13 protein-coding genes and 1 tRNA gene are annotated in these 16,947 nt (G+C 61.9%); 6 read left to right on the plus strand and 8 right to left on the minus strand.

Annotated elements, in window-relative coordinates:
* Positions 1–199 precede the first annotated feature (199 nt).
* Together SAZ10_RS08585 and SAZ10_RS08590 are read left to right on the plus strand one after the other, a co-directional pair.
* Positions 200–274 (plus strand) — tRNA-Glu (locus SAZ10_RS08585).
* 739 nt (positions 275–1,013) lie between these two features.
* Positions 1,014–2,075 (plus strand): hypothetical protein, encoded by a 1,062-nt coding sequence (locus SAZ10_RS08590; protein ID WP_318608785.1) that lies wholly within the window; start codon positions 1,014–1,016, stop codon positions 2,073–2,075.
* A 383-nt stretch (positions 2,076–2,458) separates the two neighbouring features.
* On the opposite strand, the gene SAZ10_RS08595 is transcribed toward SAZ10_RS08590, so the two are convergent.
* On the minus strand, positions 2,459–3,523 hold the full coding sequence (locus tag SAZ10_RS08595; protein WP_318608786.1) for an AraC family transcriptional regulator: 1,065 nt from the start codon (positions 3,521–3,523) through the stop codon (positions 2,459–2,461).
* 222 nt (positions 3,524–3,745) lie between these two features.
* On the opposite strand from SAZ10_RS08595, the gene SAZ10_RS08600 reads away from it, so the two are divergent.
* Positions 3,746–4,039 carry an HdeA/HdeB family chaperone gene (locus tag SAZ10_RS08600; protein ID WP_318608787.1) on the plus strand — a complete coding sequence of 98 codons (294 nt, stop codon included), beginning with the start codon at positions 3,746–3,748 and terminating at the stop codon, positions 4,037–4,039.
* 244 nt (positions 4,040–4,283) lie between these two features.
* Here SAZ10_RS08600 and SAZ10_RS08605 read toward each other — a convergent pair whose 3' ends face one another.
* Together SAZ10_RS08605 and SAZ10_RS08610 are read right to left on the minus strand one after the other, a co-directional pair.
* Positions 4,284–4,805 (minus strand): hypothetical protein, encoded by a 522-nt coding sequence (locus SAZ10_RS08605; RefSeq protein WP_318608788.1) that lies wholly within the window; start codon positions 4,803–4,805, stop codon positions 4,284–4,286.
* A 98-nt stretch (positions 4,806–4,903) separates the two neighbouring features.
* Complete coding sequence (locus SAZ10_RS08610; RefSeq protein WP_318608789.1) at positions 4,904–5,251, minus strand: hypothetical protein; 348 nt, start codon at positions 5,249–5,251, stop codon at positions 4,904–4,906.
* Positions 5,252–5,851: 600 nt separating this feature from the next.
* Between SAZ10_RS08610 and SAZ10_RS33580 the strand changes: the two genes are divergently transcribed.
* The 3 genes from SAZ10_RS33580 to SAZ10_RS08620 all read left to right on the plus strand — a co-directional run bounded on the left by SAZ10_RS33580 (position 5,852) and on the right by SAZ10_RS08620 (position 11,441).
* Complete coding sequence (locus tag SAZ10_RS33580; RefSeq protein ID WP_412535192.1) at positions 5,852–6,124, plus strand: GcrA family cell cycle regulator; 273 nt, start codon at positions 5,852–5,854, stop codon at positions 6,122–6,124.
* A 369-nt stretch (positions 6,125–6,493) separates the two neighbouring features.
* Positions 6,494–7,111, plus strand: a complete 618-nt coding sequence (locus SAZ10_RS08615) for a hypothetical protein (protein ID WP_318608790.1) — start codon at positions 6,494–6,496, stop codon at positions 7,109–7,111.
* A 262-nt stretch (positions 7,112–7,373) separates the two neighbouring features.
* A complete protein-coding gene (locus tag SAZ10_RS08620; RefSeq protein ID WP_318608791.1) occupies positions 7,374–11,441 on the plus strand; it encodes a PAS domain-containing protein in 4,068 nt (1,355 codons plus the stop codon).
* 304 nt (positions 11,442–11,745) lie between these two features.
* On the opposite strand, the gene SAZ10_RS08625 is transcribed toward SAZ10_RS08620, so the two are convergent.
* The 5 genes from SAZ10_RS08625 to SAZ10_RS08645 all read right to left on the minus strand — a co-directional run bounded on the left by SAZ10_RS08625 (position 11,746) and on the right by SAZ10_RS08645 (position 16,874).
* Positions 11,746–12,153, minus strand: coding sequence for a F0F1 ATP synthase subunit epsilon (locus tag SAZ10_RS08625; RefSeq protein WP_318608792.1), 408 nt, complete (start codon positions 12,151–12,153; stop codon positions 11,746–11,748).
* A 123-nt stretch (positions 12,154–12,276) separates the two neighbouring features.
* Complete coding sequence (gene atpD, locus SAZ10_RS08630; RefSeq protein ID WP_318608793.1) at positions 12,277–13,830, minus strand: F0F1 ATP synthase subunit beta; 1,554 nt, start codon at positions 13,828–13,830, stop codon at positions 12,277–12,279.
* A gap of 52 nt (positions 13,831–13,882) precedes the next feature.
* The gene (locus SAZ10_RS08635; protein ID WP_318608794.1) at positions 13,883–14,764 is read right to left on the minus strand and encodes a F0F1 ATP synthase subunit gamma; all 882 of its coding nucleotides are present in this window, start codon (positions 14,762–14,764) and stop codon (positions 13,883–13,885) included.
* 20 nt (positions 14,765–14,784) lie between these two features.
* Positions 14,785–16,314 (minus strand): F0F1 ATP synthase subunit alpha, encoded by a 1,530-nt coding sequence (gene atpA / locus SAZ10_RS08640; RefSeq protein ID WP_318608795.1) that lies wholly within the window; start codon positions 16,312–16,314, stop codon positions 14,785–14,787.
* On the minus strand, positions 16,314–16,874 hold the full coding sequence (locus SAZ10_RS08645) for a F0F1 ATP synthase subunit delta (protein WP_318608796.1): 561 nt from the start codon (positions 16,872–16,874) through the stop codon (positions 16,314–16,316). The genes atpA and SAZ10_RS08645 overlap by 1 nt, the downstream gene beginning before the upstream one ends.
* Between the last annotated feature and the right edge of the window lie 73 nt (positions 16,875–16,947).

Below are 16,947 nucleotides of genomic sequence, written 5' to 3' on the forward strand. Positions count from 1 at the left end.
AATTACGACGATTGTGTCCCTGCCTGGTCCAAACCCGCTCAGCACGGGCATCCCGCCCCAATTCCGAGGAGTCAGGCAAACCATTGATTCGGCGGCGGCTTTTCCAGGCCGGCTCGCCCGGATACTGCCAGGCTGTCCATCTCCTCAACGGTAGTTGCTTTTTGCCGTCCGCCATTCTATATCGCGAAGGCATTCGGATGCGCCCATCGTCTAGCGGTCAGGACGGCGCCCTCTCACGGCGCAAACAGGGGTTCGATTCCCCTTGGGCGTACCAGCAGATCAAGACCTTAGCAGTTCTCCCGAAATGTTGGGCAACCATAGGAAGACTCTTTCTCCGTGGAAGCGGCTGAGAATCTATGTCTGACGAAGGACATGCCACGGCCCGACTCACGCTGAGCTTACAGCCTGTTCGCAACGGCATCGCCTTTCGTGGTATTCCGGTGGCAGCACATATGGACACGCGGAGAGAGGCGAGGAACCATGAAAAGGATCGCGATTGCTCTCTCACTTGCGCTCACAGCGGCTCAAGCCTCTGCAATCTCGCGCTATGACATCGGCAACATGAGTTGCAGCAAGGTACATGCGACCATCCAGTCCGAAGGTGCCGCGATCCTGCGTTATCGATCACCCAGCACTGGCGCCACGCTGTACAATCGCTATGTGAGCAATCGCCGCTATTGCGGAAGCCGCGAGACTGCCATTCGTGCGAGCGTACCGACGTCTGACCGTGTATCGTGCCCAGTCAGCAAATGTGTCCTCTCCGCTGAACTCAACGGCCGATAAGAGGGATCTTGGGGCGCGAAGACGAAAATCGCGACTGCAGTCATTTGGTCGATAGATGAGTACGTCGTTTTCAGTCGACTCGCGTTTGGGCATCGCGGGCCGACTGCCGGTCGCAGCATGGGATCTATGGAGGCGCTGAAGCTGCGCCAAGTATCCAAGACCTGCCATCAAACCATTTGACTACCCAGCTGGCTTGATATCTAATTTTGCATGTTGTCGGGGGGACCACAGTGCTGCGGGCTGCTTTGGTTGCGCTTGGAATTGCTGTGGCATCCGCCTCGGCTCAAGCGGCGCAGATCAATAGTTACACGGTTGGTAATTGGTCAGTTGGTGCCTACACCAACGACTCGACAGGCCATTTTGGCAACTGCCTGGCATCAGTCTCCTACAACAGCGGCATTACGTTCTTCGTATTTGTATCGCGGGACTACCAATGGGATTTAGGATTTTCCGCGCTAAATTGGAAACTGCATCCTGGTGATCGAATTCCTCTCCGATATCGCTTCGACCGTTCCGCCTGGACAGGGGCCACGGCGGAGGTGATGGGAGAGAATCTGGTTCGAATACCGATGCCGTCAAATGGACCTGTCGCCGAGCGTTTTCGGCGTGGCCGCACCATGGAAGTGCATGACGGGAACCAGTCATACTTTTTCAATTTGAACGGCACGTCCCAACTTCTCGTGAGTTTGGTCCAATGCGTCCAAACATCGATAAGCTCTGAGCAGGGCGTTTCATCAAATTCCACCTCCAATCCGGCCCTGCCTCCGGGTCGGACAGCCGATCACACTGATGCGCCGGCCCCTGACGTAACCACGCTCAAGCTGGAAGGTACACGAATTCTCTCGAACTTCCTCCTTGCCGCAGAACTTCCGGGAGCGGAGCTTCTGGGTGACTCTGATTTCCCAAAGGAACTGTCCTTTGCACATGCCGTCGCAGTTGCTGGAGGAATGATCGGTTTTTCGGTTGTAGTCCCAACTGCGGAGTTCACCGCGGACGCAGTGGCCGCTCAGATTTCAGGGGCACTGTCCGAAAACTGTGAAGGCAAGTTCAGCACCGGCTCGACCAAAGAGACCGTCCAGAGTGCCAAGCTGATCAATGCATTTACTGTCTGTCGGAACTCTGGAGGCCAGGCGCTCCTCCAATATGTCGTCGTATCCCGAAAGGAGGGCGGCCAGTATGTTATCGGCGTCCTGTCGGAATCTGCCGATGTTGCCAGCGACAAGCCGGCGGGTGCCGAGCCTCCCGTGGATTCCAAGCGCTTGATCAACGCAGCCTTCAAAGTCAGCCAATAGTGCTTTTCTGGCATCTGCCCGCATTTTATTGGCAGCTGGAAGCAAACCTCCGTCTGCCTTTCTGAAGTAGAGACCCGCCTGCTTTGACCCGGCGTCAAGGCAAGAGAGCGAGCGGGGTGCACGGGTCAGTTCGTAGGCCGCTCACGAAGAGACCTCAGGCGCGCCAACTGCCTCCCCGTCGAGCCAGCCGGGCGAGGTCGTCGGCACTCGAATTCGTGCGGCACCTCGCTGCTCTTTGACTTGCCCGTTCTTCGGGACAAGCTCGCGGCGTGAGGACGTCCGCCGCTTGAGGCCGGCGGCGCGAGAATAATGCTGTCTAGGGCAGCCCGCGCCGCCGTGCCTTGCCGCCTAGCTCACCGAGCGTTGCGAAGCTCTCACAAGCGTTACCCCAGCAGAGAACGCCGATACGCCAGCGGGCTCTTTCCAAACCAGCGGCGACAAGCATGGCTGAAGGAGCTTGGCTGGTGAAAGCCGAGCCGCCATGCAATCTGGGCGATTTGCAGATCCGATCTTTGGAGATGGAGCGCCGCCAGATCACGGCGCAGCTCATCGAGTATCTCCCCAAAGCTCAAGGCCTCGGCCGCAAGCCGGCGAGCAAATGTCCGCTCGCTGAGCCCAAGGCGTTTGGCGACCGTACTGGCCTGCGCTTCGGCATGCGGCAACAGCGGCGCGATGATGTTCTCCACGATCGTACGGAAGGGACTGACATTGGCAGGTCGCTCCGCCATTGCGGCCTCGCAGTCCTTCTCCATGAGTTCGTTGAGAAAAGGGTCGTCTCCGACCAGCGGCAGTTCCGTTATGGTGGCCGTAAAGCTGATCTCGTCCGCATGCGCGTCAAACTCGACCTCGCAACCCAACACGCCTCGAATTCGGTTCAGACCGCGCGACCTGTGATGAACGAACTGGACCGACAGCGGCACCAGCCGTTGCCCGACAAGATGGCGGCACAGACGCAGAAAGATCGCCGCAAGGAGCTCGATCTGGTGCCGGTCGAGGTGCCGCGGCACCCCGGCATAGGCAAGATCAACGCGGCAGGCGCTGCCCTTGTGGAGCGTTACGAGCAGAGCCTCGTTGGCGACGCGGGCGTAGCGAGCAAGCCGCCTCAACGCGTCGCCAAGTCGCTGGGAAGATGCAGCGACGTAGTAGAGCATGCCCAGTTCGCGAAGGTCGAAGCCTTCCGACAGTGTGAGCCCGATCCACTCGTCTTTGGTCGCCTCCGAAACCAGCTCCAGGAACCGGATCTGGGAATTGGCGCTGATCCGCTTCCGCTCGGCAAGCGCGGATGGGGACAGCCCGGATTGCGCCAGCAATGGCGCCGGATCTATGCTTCGGCGTTCGAGTTGAGCCACGGCCAGCCGAGCAGCGAGGCCCGCTGTCGTTGGCGGAGCTGCCAGCAAGTTGCTTTCGTTCTGCATGGCCGCGCGCCTGCCGATATAGTCGACCGTCATGATCTGGGTGCTTGCTTGCCGGCGCAATTGCAATGCCTATTTAGCGGTCGGTTTCGGCTGTTCCACGCCGTCAGTGAACCAGCATTTTATAGTATATACCCCTCTAATCCGCCTTCATCTTGGCAACATAACTCAGTCACCTGACGCAACAATCACAATTTTAACACAGGCGAATTCTACCGTATCGAGGGTGGGGGGCCTTTTTCGGGAGGACCTTCGACCATGAAACGCCATCTTCCGATCATTTTCGCGGCTGCGATTGTCGGCTTGGCCGGCCAAGCAACGGCTGCGGAAGTAGATATGTCTAAACTCACCTGCAAACAGCTGGCTGATATGTCGCCTGCCAAGGTCATTGGTGTTGCCATGTGGATGAGTGGTTATGCCCATGGCAAAGCGGGCAACCCCAAGATCGACGGCGAAAAAGCGCAAGCCAACGCGGAGAAAGTGGCCGACTATTGCAAGAGTAACCCCACGTCCACTCTGGCAAGCGCGCTACAACAACTCGCTAAATCGTAGAAGACCGCTGGATGCAGCTGTTCTCGCACATACATGGTGCGCTCCGGCCGTCACCGAGGGCCGCTGACTAACAGTAGCATAGCAGTCGCCGATTGCATCGGGGCGAGGTCGACAGGCTTCGCCCGCGACGGTGGCAAATCCCGCAAGCGCCGACCTGCCAGCGGACCCTCCGTACATCAGCGGGATCTCATTCTGCACAATAAGGATCTGCAGCAGGATAAAGACAGATTACGGTCCATCTTCATCAAATGCGCGACCGCTCCCGTCCCCTTTCAAAAACGGGGATCTTTTCGTCTTCCTCCCGGTCACTGCCCCCAGACGGCGTGTCTTCTGCCAGATGGCGCGTCAACTCTTCGGTCTCAGCGAGACCATCGATCGTTTCATTCGCGTCCATCCCCTCGTCATGACGGCCCGTAATCGTGCTTCTGGGAACTGCCCCGACGGGTTGGTTGACGTCGTCAGACCCTATGAAGCCGGGTTCTGCGCCTTTGTTGTCCTCACGGCCCGAGATGCTCTCCAGCAAGGGATCGGGTCGGGAAGGTTCGCGTCCGCCGACGGGATTGCCTGCTCCTTCTCTCGCCTTCGACCGAAGCTCCAGACTGTGATTTATCGGCAAGCCGTCCGGCGTTTCTTCCCCACTCGAGTCATTTTGTCTCGTCCCCCGTCGGTCAGTCGGGCCCATGTTACCGAGAAACGCACCGATCCTGTCGCGGTTCACATAGGCAAGAATGCCCAGCAAACCCAAAATCAGTCTTCCGACTCGCATCTGCTCGCTCCTTATGGTTCGACACACTGGTCGCCAGGTGCCCCGCCGGGAATGGCCCTTGGCATCGTCGCCATCCCCTGCCCCTTGACCTCGACCGGCTATTTCTGGCCGCTGATCCAGTTGCAAACGGTGACCATGCCACCGCTGTGCGAGACTGCCTGCGCGCCTGTCTTTGGATGCAGCGCGGTTTCACCCTTCGAAGGGTACATCTTCTGACAGTCCAAGTGCGCCTGTCGCTGCTGCTCGCCAGAAAGCCTGCCCCATCGCGTCCTCATCTCATCTTGCGAACGCACGGTCGTGCCCGATTTGTCAGAGAAGAAGGCATCGCCAATGCCGCTCCGCCAGGTGCCCGGCATTCCCCCACCGGTGCTGCCGGTGGTTTGGGCCAACGCCGGGCTAGCGAGGGCGAGGGCCAGTATGGAAACGGCGAAGAGACGATTTTTCATGAGCTTACTCCAGGGGCAAAGCCGCACCAGTCGCGGCCTTCCCTAACCGCATCGCTGGCCTCCTGTTCCTCGATGAAGGATTGCCATTGCGCAGAGCACCGCCGGCAGCCAAGCGCAAGCAATTGGCGGCCTGGAACAACTTTCCATCCTCCCCCGTCATTACATCGCCGGCAACGTTGGCCGAGCCCCAGCCGGCCGCGGGAAACCCCAACGAGCGCAGAGATGACGCCTGATCGCTTTCGTGAATGCCTCGCTTTACTGCACTGGTCGCAGTGTGGCCTGGCGCAAATGCTGTACTGCGATGACCGGCAGGTCTGGCGCTGGGCCCAGGGCAGGGAGCCCGTCCCGGAATCGATAGCACGCTGGATCGAGAGCCTTGCTTGTGCAGGCGAGGCGGCATCCGCAACGCAAGACTGAACGAACCCCAGGCCCGGCGAAGGAAACGGAGATGAACCCTTCCGCCATGAGGGCGTTGAGAAAATGCGACCAGCCGAGACGAAGCGCCGCACCGGCGCCGAAGCTATGGCGTTTGCAATCAGTAGTTTCTATCTGACTTCTTGAAATCAGGGATCATCAGGAATGACATCTAACTCGGCCACAATGGTACAACTCGAGGCCTCATCAGTACCGGTATTGACAACTCCGCTGCCCTCCAACGGGCAGGTGAAAGACAAGATTCCGCTGATGGCTCTTGGCCGCGGTCAGTGTCGCTTCCCGGTGTGCGAAGATCCTTCGGTGCCGGGCGGTCATCTTTTCTGCGCCCAGGCCACATCGCCGGACGCGGTTTATTGCGCCCATCACCACCGCATCGCGACCACGGTGGAACCCCGTCGAAGCGGCTCAACCTTCATTCCTCAGAGGCGCGCCGCCTAATCAGCCGATGGCGCTTGCTGCGATAGCGCCCGGCTAGGCCGGCGCTACAAGCAGAACTGCGAAGCGACCTTCGGGTCTGGCAACTCCAGCCGGCGCACGCGATGTCTGAGGCGACGCGCCTCGAAAGTCTGTCACTCCCGCCACGAACCCGCGTGCCGGGCTGGGCGCACAAATAATCCAGACCAGCCGGAGCGACTGAGGCCGCCGGCCATTCCTGCCCCGCCACGAGCCGCATGGCCTTGAAAGCATTGGCGGCAGATACCCTTCAAGTTCTTTTGAACAGCCTTCCCGCAAACAGCGCGAAGATTCCAACGTCCCGGACGTTAGTTCTTCTGTTCTGTGATGCGGGGGTCTCGGAAGGATTGGATCATGAAGTTGAAAACCGTCGCAATGATGCTTGCTGCCGTGACGGGCGTTCTCGGAGCGAGCCTCGTCGGAGCCACAGCCGCGGACACTGTGCGTGTGCGAGGCACTGTCGCCAAACTCGATGGATCGACGCTCACCGTGAAGACGCGTGAAGGGAAAACCGATACCGTGAATCTGGCACCCGGCTGGAAGCTGTCTGGTGTTTCCAAAGCGTCGGTCAACGACATCAAAGTCGGAGATTTCGTTGGTATCGCTTCCGCGCCAACGGCCAACGGAGGGGCCGGCGCGCTCGAGGTCGTGATCTTTCCTGCTGCGATGAAGGGCACCGGCGAGGGCGACCGTCCCTGGGATCTCAAGCCCAACAGCAGAATGACCAATGGAACGGTGGCCAGCCAGGTCACAGGGGTGAACGGCCCGACCCTCACGCTGAGCTACCAGAACGGCCAGGAAAAGAAGATTTCGATCCCCGGCGGCACCCCCATCGTGACATTGGCCACCGCCACCCCTGCAGACCTCTCTCCTGGAGCCGCCGTCGTGGTCACGGCCGAACGCGGCACGGATGGCAAGCTGACGTCCAATCGGGTCGTGGTCGGCAATCACGGGGTGGCCCCGCCGATGTAGGCGCCCCAGCGACAACTCGCCTCGCGCGCTTGCCCGGAGTAACCCCGGTGAGTCGATCGTTAAGGTTAGCCGAACATTAATGCTTCTCGCGCAACATGCGTCGGATTAACCGCTCGAGGGGGGCTGACCGGTGTCACTGCGGGGTGGGCTCGGCGCTGGCGGCGATGCCGCCTGGGGAGAGGAGCCAGGGAGAGTTGAGGGTTCTGATCGTCGGATTGCGAGCATAGCGGGCGCAGGGCTGTGCGGGCCGCGGGATCTTCCATTGGCCGATCTTCTGGCGCTCGTCGATGCAGGATCGGACTGGATATGGGAAACCGACGGCGAGCTTCGCTTTTCCTGGCTGTCCAGCAACTATGAACGCGTCACCGGAATTGCCCCGGAAGAGGTGCTCGGCCGCTTCCGTTTCGACTTCCTGAAGGAGGTCTCGAAGGGCAGCGCCAGTGCGTCTGCCCATCTCGCCGACCTCGAAGCTCGGCGCCCGTTCCGCGACTTCGTCTACGAACTGAAGGGAGGCAAGGCGGACTGCCGCTGGATCTCGATCACCGGGAATCCCCGCTTCGCTCCAGACGGGACCTTCCTCGGCTACCGCGGCATCGCCCGGAACGTGACGCCGGCGGCAGCGTCGCTGGCAGAGCTCGCCGGGCCGCGTCGCGAGTTTGCGAAGCAGGAGCTTCCGGCTGAGAAGGACGCAGCCGCGGAGCTTTTCGCCAATCTGCGCGATATCTTCGATTCGATGTCGATCGGCATTCTGGTCTTCGACCGGCAGCTGAGGACCGAGGTGATAAACCAGGCCTTCTACGACATCTGGGACATTGCGCCGGGCAGGATATCCGAGGGCTCGACGCTGCACGACGTCATGGAAGCGAGCCGTGACATCGATGTCCATGGCGGTGACGATGCGGTCTGGACGGCACATATCGCGCAGCGTGAGGCCGAGCTCTGCTCCGGTCAGGCCGGGACGAGAGAATTGGTCCTCACAAACGGCCGCACGATCATCTGCACGGCCACGCCGCTTCCCGGCGGCAAGGTGATCGCGTCCTATGTCGACGTTACGGAGATGAAGACGCGCGAGGTCGAGTTTGCCAAGGCGCGCCATCAGTTCGAGAGCGTTCTGGATTCGATGCCGGCAGCGGTGCTGATCTACGATCGCGACGACAATTTCGTATTCGCCAACCGCAAGCTGCATGAGGGCATGCCCGATCTGGAACCGATCTGGAAGCCCGGGAGGACTCTCCGAGAGGCGTTCGAGTTCGGCCATACCGTCGGTCATTTTCGTACCAGCGGGAACCCGGAGGTCGATGCGCTCTATGATGTCGACAAGGACAGGTGGCTTGCGGGCATAGTCGCCGAGTATGGGCTCCGTCACGCGGAGTATGAGCGCCGCAACCCCGACGGCCGCTGGCAGAAGGTCTATAACATGCGGGCCGACGACGGCACCTTCATCGGGGTGCGCGTCGACATTACCGAATTGAAGGATCGCGAGACGGCGCTACGCGACTCGATGGGTCAGAACGAGCTGCTCCGACACACGCTAGACGAGCTGCCGGTTGCCGCCTCCATCAAGTCCGAGGACCTGCGCATCGAATACGTCAACAATGCCTGGTCGACCATAACGGGCATCGCCAAGGACAATGCCATCGGCCGCACGGACCTGGAACTCTTCAACGTTTCCGAAGCCGACGACTATACGAAGTGCGACGCCAATGTGATCCAGACCGGGCGGTCTCTCGAGATCGAGGAGCCGGTGGTCCGCCGTGACGGCACGGTTCGCGAGCTGATGACGCGCAAGAGCCGGCTCGTGGCGGCGGACGGCAGCGTGCACCTTCTCTGTTCGAACACAGATATCACGGACGTCAAGGAGCGCGAGCAGGCGCTTCGCGATTCGATGAACCAGGTCGACCTGCTGCGGCGAACCCTCGACGAGTTGCCGGTGATGGCGTTCATTAAGGGCAAGGACCTGAGGATCGAATACGTCAATAGGGCCTGGACGACCCTGACCGGCCTTTCCCCTGAGGAATGCGTCGGCCGCACGGACAGCGAAATATTCAACCTTTCCGAGGCCGGCAATTTCAATCGCGACGACATCCAGGTGCTTCAGACCGGCACGAAGATCGAGGCCGAGGAGCCGCTCACGCATCGCGATGGCACGGTTCGCCAGATGATAACCCACAAGAGCCGGCTGTTGGCTGCGGACGGGACCAGGCACCTGGTCGGTTCGGCCACCGATATCACCGAGCTGAAGGAGCGCGAAAAGCAGCTCGCCGAAAGTCTGCGCGAGAACGAAGTATTCCGCTCCATGATCGACAACGTGCCGGTGGCGATCTACGCCAAGCGGCCGGATTTGAGGCTGTTTTACGTCAACAAGGGCTGGTGCGACCTCACCGGCTTCACCAAGGAAGACGCGATCGGCCGGACGGATGCGGAGATATTCGGAGCGGACGGCGAGGCACTCATGGAGGGCGACCGAACCGTGCTCAGGACAATGAGCACCCACGAGATCCCCGAAATCGTCACCCATCCAGACGGGTCGCTGCGATACCAGATTGCCCGCAAGAACGTGATCAAGGCGACCGACGGCTCTCATTATCTGATCGGTTCGACGACCGACATCACCGAGCTCAAGCAGCGCGAGAAGGAGCTGGAGGAGGCTAAGCGCAAGGCAGTGCTGGCCGATCGCGCCAAGTCCGAATTCCTTGCCAATATGAGCCATGAAATCCGCACGCCGATGAACGGCGTGCTCGGCATGGCCGAACTGCTGGCGAAGTCGGACCTCAACCCGAAACAGAAGATGTTCACCGACATCATCGTGAAATCGGGCAACGCGCTGCTCACCATCATCAACGACATTCTCGACTTCTCGAAGATCGATGCCGGCCAGCTCGTGCTCGATCTCGCGCCCTTCAACCTGGCCGAGGCGATTGAGGACGTCGCGACACTGGTGTCGGCGCGCGCCAAGGAAAAGGACTTGGAGATGATCGTCCGGGTCGATCCGCAATGCCAGGAGATGTATGTCGGCGACGTCGGACGCATTCGTCAGATCATCACGAACCTGCTCGGCAATGCCGTCAAGTTCACCGATTCCGGGCATGTGCTGGTGGAAGTGGCGGGCGAGAAGCTGGTCAGCGAGACGAAGCTGAAAGTGAGCGTCACCGACACGGGCATCGGCATCCCGCAGGACAAGCTGAAGCTCGTCTTCGACAAGTTCAGCCAGGTCGATTCTTCGTCTACGCGGCGCCATGAGGGTACGGGTCTCGGGTTGGCGATCACCTCCCGCCTCGTCGAGCTGATGGGCGGTGAGCTCGGCGTCGAGAGCGTCGAGGGGAAGGGCTCTACCTTCTGGTTTACCGTCACCCTGGCCAATGCGGGAAAGCCGGAGGGCATGCGTCCGCCTCCACTCGACGTTACCGGCGCGCGCATCCTCGTCGTCGACGACAATGCCGTGAACCGCGCCATTCTCAGCGAACAGATGGCGTCGTGGACCTTCGATTCCTGCGCAGCCGAGAACGGGCCGGAAGGCATTCGCGTTCTCAAGGCGGCCGCGGCATATGGCGTTGCCGTCGACTGCGTCGTCCTCGATTACCAGATGCCCGGGATGACCGGGCTCGACGCGGCACGGGTGATCCGATCGACTCCTGCCATTGCGGACACGCCGATCGTGATGCTCACCTCGGTCGACCAGACGCTATCGACTGCTAGCTCGAGGGAGCTCGGCATCGAGGCGCAGCTCATCAAGCCGGCACGTTCCTCGGCGCTGCTCGAAACACTCGTCGGCACGATCCAGAAGCACCGTTTCGCCAATGGGAGAGCGGCGCCCCTTGCCTCGCCATGGGCCTCAACAGACAGCCGGCCGGAGCTGGTGCACGATACAGCTGCAAAGGCTCCAGATGTCGCACGGACCGGTGGGCAGGAGCCTTCGCCTGCCACAGGCCACCGTGTCGACATTCTCGTTGCTGAAGACAACGAAGTGAACCAGCTCGTCTTCACGCAGATCCTTGCGGATTCGCCCTTCACCTTCGAGATCGTCGGCAATGGGCGCCTGGCTGTCGAGGCCTTCGGGCAGATGAACCCGCGCATGATCCTGATGGACGTCTCGATGCCGGAGATGAATGGTATCGAGGCGACCGCCGCGATCCGCCGCATCGAGGCGGCAACGTCATCCCACGTGCCGATTGTCGGTGTCACTGCGCACGCGCTGAAAGGCGATCGCGAGCGTTGCCTCGAAGCCGGAATGGACGATTACCTGCCGAAACCGATCAGTCCCAAGGCGCTGCTTGAGAAGGTCGAGAAGTGGGCCGGACAGGGTGCCGCGAAACAGCGGAGTGCGGGTTGAGGCGTAAGGGCTTTTTGCAACTGGCTTGGCCTCAGCACTGACCCTCACCCTCTCCCCGTGAAAAACGGGGAGAGGGGGTCGGCGACGTTGCCGCCTCCTGCTGTCCGTACAATAGCTGACCGGGATAGCGATTATCCGCGACGCTGACGTCCCCCTCTCCCCGTCATTCACGGGGAGAGGGTAAGAGTGAGGGGCAGCGCCAACTTGGAATTGGAAGGCGCGACCACACCGTTCGAACCGCACTCAAAAAATAAAAAAGCCGGGCATTGCCCGGCTTCCATGACTTCATATACCCGCTACGCACTCACGCCGGGAGGATTGCCCCTTCAAGCGTGGTGAGCTGGGCGAGCAGTTGCTCGGCCTTGGTGCGGGAGAGATCGTCGGACGCGTCGGCGACGTCTTCCCTGGCGTCCTGGATGCGGCGGGCGAGATCCGCCCGGTCGATCTCCTTCACCGAGGTCGCCGACTCCGCGAGCAGGGTGCAGCCTAACGGCAATATGTCGGCGAAGCCGCCGAACACGACATAGCGTTCTTCCGCGCCGCCTTCCGGCTTCAGGGTCACTACGCCAGGCTTGACGATCGTCATGACCGGCGCGTGATTGACGAGCACCGTCATTTCGCCTTCGACGCCCGGAATCACCGCCCACTCCACCTTCTGCGAGACGAGAAGGCGCTCCGGCGAGACGAGTTCGAACTGGAATGCTTCAGCCATATCCGTGGGGGAGTAGGGCAGTAGGGCAGTAGGGCAATAGGGGAAGTCTTCCTATGCCTGGCCGCCGTTCCCTCTTCCGCTCTCCTTATTGCCCTATTGCCTTATTGCCCTACTGCCCTGATTTTACGCCGCTTCAGCCGCCAGGCGCTGTGCCTTCTCGACGGCTTCCTCGATGGTGCCGACCATGTAGAAGGCCGCTTCCGGCAGGTGATCGTATGAGCCGTCGCAGAGCCCCTTGAAGCCCTTGATCGTATCCTGAAGGTCGACCAGCTTGCCCGGCGAGCCGGTGAACACTTCTGCCACGAAGAAGGGCTGCGACAGGAAGCGCTCGATCTTGCGGGCGCGGGCGACGGTGAGCTTATCCTCTTCCGACAGCTCGTCCATGCCCAGGATCGCGATGATGTCCTGAAGCGACTTGTAGCGCTGCAGGATCGACTGCACCTGGCGCGCCACCTGGTAATGCTCCTCGCCGACGATCTGCGGGTCGAGCATGCGCGACGTGGAGTCGAGCGGGTCGACCGCCGGATAGATGCCCTTCTCCGCGATGCCGCGCGACAGCACGGTCGTCGCGTCGAGGTGGGCGAAGGAGGTGGCCGGCGCCGGGTCGGTGAGGTCGTCGGCGGGGACGTAGATCGCCTGCACCGAGGTGATCGAGCCCTTGGTGGTCGTGGTGATACGCTCCTGCAGCGCGCCCATGTCGGTGGCGAGCGTCGGCTGGTAGCCCACCGCCGAGGGAATGCGGCCGAGCAGCGCCGAGACTTCCGAGCCCGCCTGGGTGAAGCGGAAGATGTTGTCAACGAAGAACAGCACGTCCTGACCCTGGTCGCGGAAATACTCCGCCACTGTCAGGCCGGTAAGGCCGACGCGGGCACGCGCGCCCGGCGGCTCGTTCATCTGGCCGTAGACGAGCGCGGCCTTGGAGCCCTCGCCGCCGCCCTTCTTGTTGACGCCGGACTCGATGAACTCGTGATAGAGGTCGTTCCCTTCGCGGGTGCGCTCGCCGACACCGGCGAACACCGAGTAGCCGCCATGCGCCTTGGCGATGTTGTTGATGAGCTCCTGGATGAGCACCGTCTTGCCGACGCCGGCACCGCCGAACAGGCCGATCTTGCCGCCGCGTGCATAAGGCGCCAGCAAGTCGAGCACCTTGATGCCCGTGACCAGGATCTGCGCCTCGGTCGACTGCTCGACATAGGCGGGGGCCGGCTGGTGGATGGCGCGGTCCTCGACGCCGTTGACCGGGCCTGCCTCGTCAACCGGCTCGCCGATCACGTTGATGATGCGGCCGAGAAGCTGCGGGCCGACCGGCACCGAGATCGGAGCCCCGGTGTCATAGACGGTCTGGCCGCGCACCAGGCCGTCGGTCGAGTCCATGGCGATGCAGCGCACGGTGTCCTCGCCGAGGTGCTGCGCGACTTCGAGCACGAGGCGGCTGCCGCGATTGTCGGTCTCCAGCGCGTTCAGGATCGGCGGCACGAACTCGTCGAACGCAACGTCGACAACGGCGCCGATGACCTGCCGGACTTTGCCTGCCGGGCCGCTGGCCTTGATTGTGGTGGCCGCCATCGCGGCCGCCTTCGTGGTCCTGGCGGCTGCCGGTTTCCTGGCGGGTGCCTTGGCCGGAGCTTCCGCATCGGCGGCGGCCGTGGTCTTCTTCGTGGTCGCTGCTTTCGCCATCCTTGTTACCCTTCTCGTCCGTATCTGGTCGCGCCGCCGATTCTTGGCAACGCTAGAGCGCTTCGGCGCCCGAGATGATTTCGATCAGTTCCTTGGTGATCATGGCCTGACGCGTCCGGTTGTAGTTGATCGTCAGCCTGTTGATCATGTCGCCGGCGTTGCGCGTAGCATTGTCCATGGCCGTCATCTTGGCGCCCATCTCGCCGGCCGCATTCTCGAGCAGCGCCCGGAATATCTGCACGGCGATGTTGCGCGGGATAAGGTCGGACAGGATCTCGCCCGGTTCCGGCTCATATTCGTAGATTGCCGTCGCGCCGTTCTCTGCCTTTTCGGCCTCGGGCGGCGCGGCGGGGATCACCTGCAGCGCCGTCGGCACCTGGCTGATCACCGACTTGAACTCGGAATAGAAGATTGTGCAGACGTCGAACTGGCCGTCGTTGAAGAGGGCGATCACCTTCTTGGCGATCGCATCGGCGTTGGCGAAGCCGATCTGCTTCACCTCACGCAGCTCGATGCGGTCGATGATGAGCCTGCCGTAGTCGCGCTTGAGGTTGTCGTAGCCCTTCCTTCCGACGGTGATGATCTTCACCGTCTTGCCGTCAGCCAGCAGGCTGCGGATACGCTCGCGCGCAAAGCGCGCGATCTGGCTGTTGAAGCCGCCGCAGAGCCCGCGCTCGGCAGTGCAGACCACGAGCAGCTGGACATCGTCCCGGCCGTGCCCCGTCATCAGCGCCGGGGCGTCGCTGCCCCCGCCGACTGCCTGGGCAATGTTGGCCAGCACCGAAGCCATGCGCTGGGAATAGGGGCGCGCGGCCTCGGCGGCCTCCTGCGCACGACGCAGCTTCGCCGCGGCGACCATCTGCATCGCCTTGGTGATCTTCTGCGTCGCCTTCACCGAGGCGATGCGGTTGCGGAGATCTTTGAGCGAGGCCATCCGTTCAGCGTCCCGTCAGCTCAGGCGAAGGTCTTGGCGAAGCTGTCCACCTCGGCCTTGAGCTTGGCGCGTGTGTCGTCGGTGATCTGCTTGTCCTTGCGGATCGCGTCGAGGATCGCCTTGCCGGCCGAGCGCATGTGGCCGAGCAGGCCTTGCTCGAACTTGCCGACCTGCGCAACACTGAGCTTGTCCAGATAGCCGTTGACGCCGGCGAAAATCACCACGACCTGCTCTTCGGTTTTCAGCGGCGAGAACTGCGGCTGCTTCAGGAGTTCGGTCAGACGCGCGCCACGGTTCAGGAGACGCTGCGTCGCCGCATCCAGATCGGAACCGAACTGTGCGAACGCCGCCATCTCGCGATACTGCGCGAGCTCGCCCTTGATCGAGCCGGCGACCTGCTTCATCGCCTTGATCTGCGCGGCCGAACCGACGCGCGACACGGACAGGCCAACGTTCACCGCCGGGCGGATGCCCTGGAAGAACAGGTTGGTTTCCAGGAAGATCTGGCCATCCGTGATCGAGATCACGTTGGTCGGGATATAGGCCGACACGTCGTTGGCCTGCGTCTCGATGACCGGCAGCGCGGTCAACGAGCCGGCGCCGTTGTCGTCGTTCATCTTCGCAGCACGCTCGAGCAGGCGCGAGTGCAGATAGAAGACGTCGCCCGGATAGGCCTCGCGGCCCGGCGGGCGGCGCAGCAGCAGCGACATCTGGCGGTAGGCGACGGCCTGCTTGGAGAGATCGTCATAGGCGATCACGGCATGCATGCCATTGTCACGGAAATACTCGCCCATGGTGCAACCTGCGAACGGGGCGAGGTACTGCATCGGCGCCGGATCGGAGGCGGTGGCGGCGACGACGATGGAATATTCGAGCGCGCCGCGCTCTTCGAGCACCTTCACGAACTGCGCCACGGTGGAGCGCTTCTGTCCGACCGCGACGTAGACGCAGTACAGCTTCTGGCTCTCGTCGTCGCCCTCGTTGAGCGGCTTCTGATTGAGGATGGTGTCGAGAATGATGGCGGTCTTGCCGGTCTGCCGATCGCCGATGATCAGCTCGCGCTGGCCGCGACCGATCGGGATAAGCGCATCGATTGCCTTGAGGCCGGTCGACATCGGCTCATGCACCGAGCGGCGAGGAATGATGCCCGGCGCCTTCACGTCGACGCGAAGGCGTTCAGTCGCCTGAATGGGCCCCTTGCCGTCGATCGGGTTGCCGAGTGCGTCGACGACGCGGCCGAGCAGCCCCTTGCCGACGGGCACCTCCACGATCGCGCCGGTGCGCTTGACGGTGTCGCCTTCCTTGATGTCGCGGTCGTTACCGAAGATCACGACGCCGACATTGTCGGCCTCGAGGTTGAGCGCCATGCCGCGGATACCGCCGGGGAACTCGACCATCTCGCCGGCCTGGATATTGTCGAGACCGTAGACGCGGGCGATGCCGTCGCCGATGGAGAGAACCTGACCGACCTCGGAGACCTCGGCCTCCTGGCCGAAATTCTTGATCTGATCCTTGAGAATTGCGGAGATTTCCGCGGCGCGGATGTCCATCAGCCGACCTCTTTCAGTGCAAGCTTGAGCGAAGAGAGTTTGGTTTTGAGCGACGTGTCGATCTGGCGCGAGCCCATCCTGACGATGAGGCCGCCGAGAAGGGAGGGATCGACCTTGACGGCGATCGACACATCCTTGCCGGCAACACCCTTGAGCGTCGCCTTGAGCTCGACTTCCTGCTCGGGCGTCAGCGCATGCGCCGAGGTGACCTCGGCGGCAGCCTCGCCGCGCGCCTCGGAGGCAATGCGCCGGAAGGCAGTTATGATGGCAGGGAGCGCAAACAGGCGGCGGTTCTTCGCGACCACGCGCAGGAAGTTGCCGGTAAGGCCCGTGATGCCCGCCTTGTCGAGCACCGCGGCGATCGCCTTCGACTGCTCTTCTGCCGAGAAGACCGGGCTCTTGATCAGGCGCGCGAGATCGGCGCTCGAATTCAGCATCGCCTGAAAATCGCCCAGAGTCTTTTCGACCACCGCTACGGCCTTGGCTTCGGCAGCAAGCTCATAGAGGGAGCCGGCATAGCGTTCGGCGACTGCTGAGATGGAAGAACCAGATTTGGCCACGGACCGTCGCTTCTTTCCCTGACAGGCCGCAAGATTTGTGGCGCGAGCACTGGACTCTGGCTAAATCTCTGAC

The sequence above is a fragment of the Mesorhizobium sp. BAC0120 genome (genome assembly GCF_033542235.1).
In the GTDB taxonomy this organism is placed as follows: domain Bacteria; phylum Pseudomonadota; class Alphaproteobacteria; order Rhizobiales; family Rhizobiaceae; genus JAWRCU01.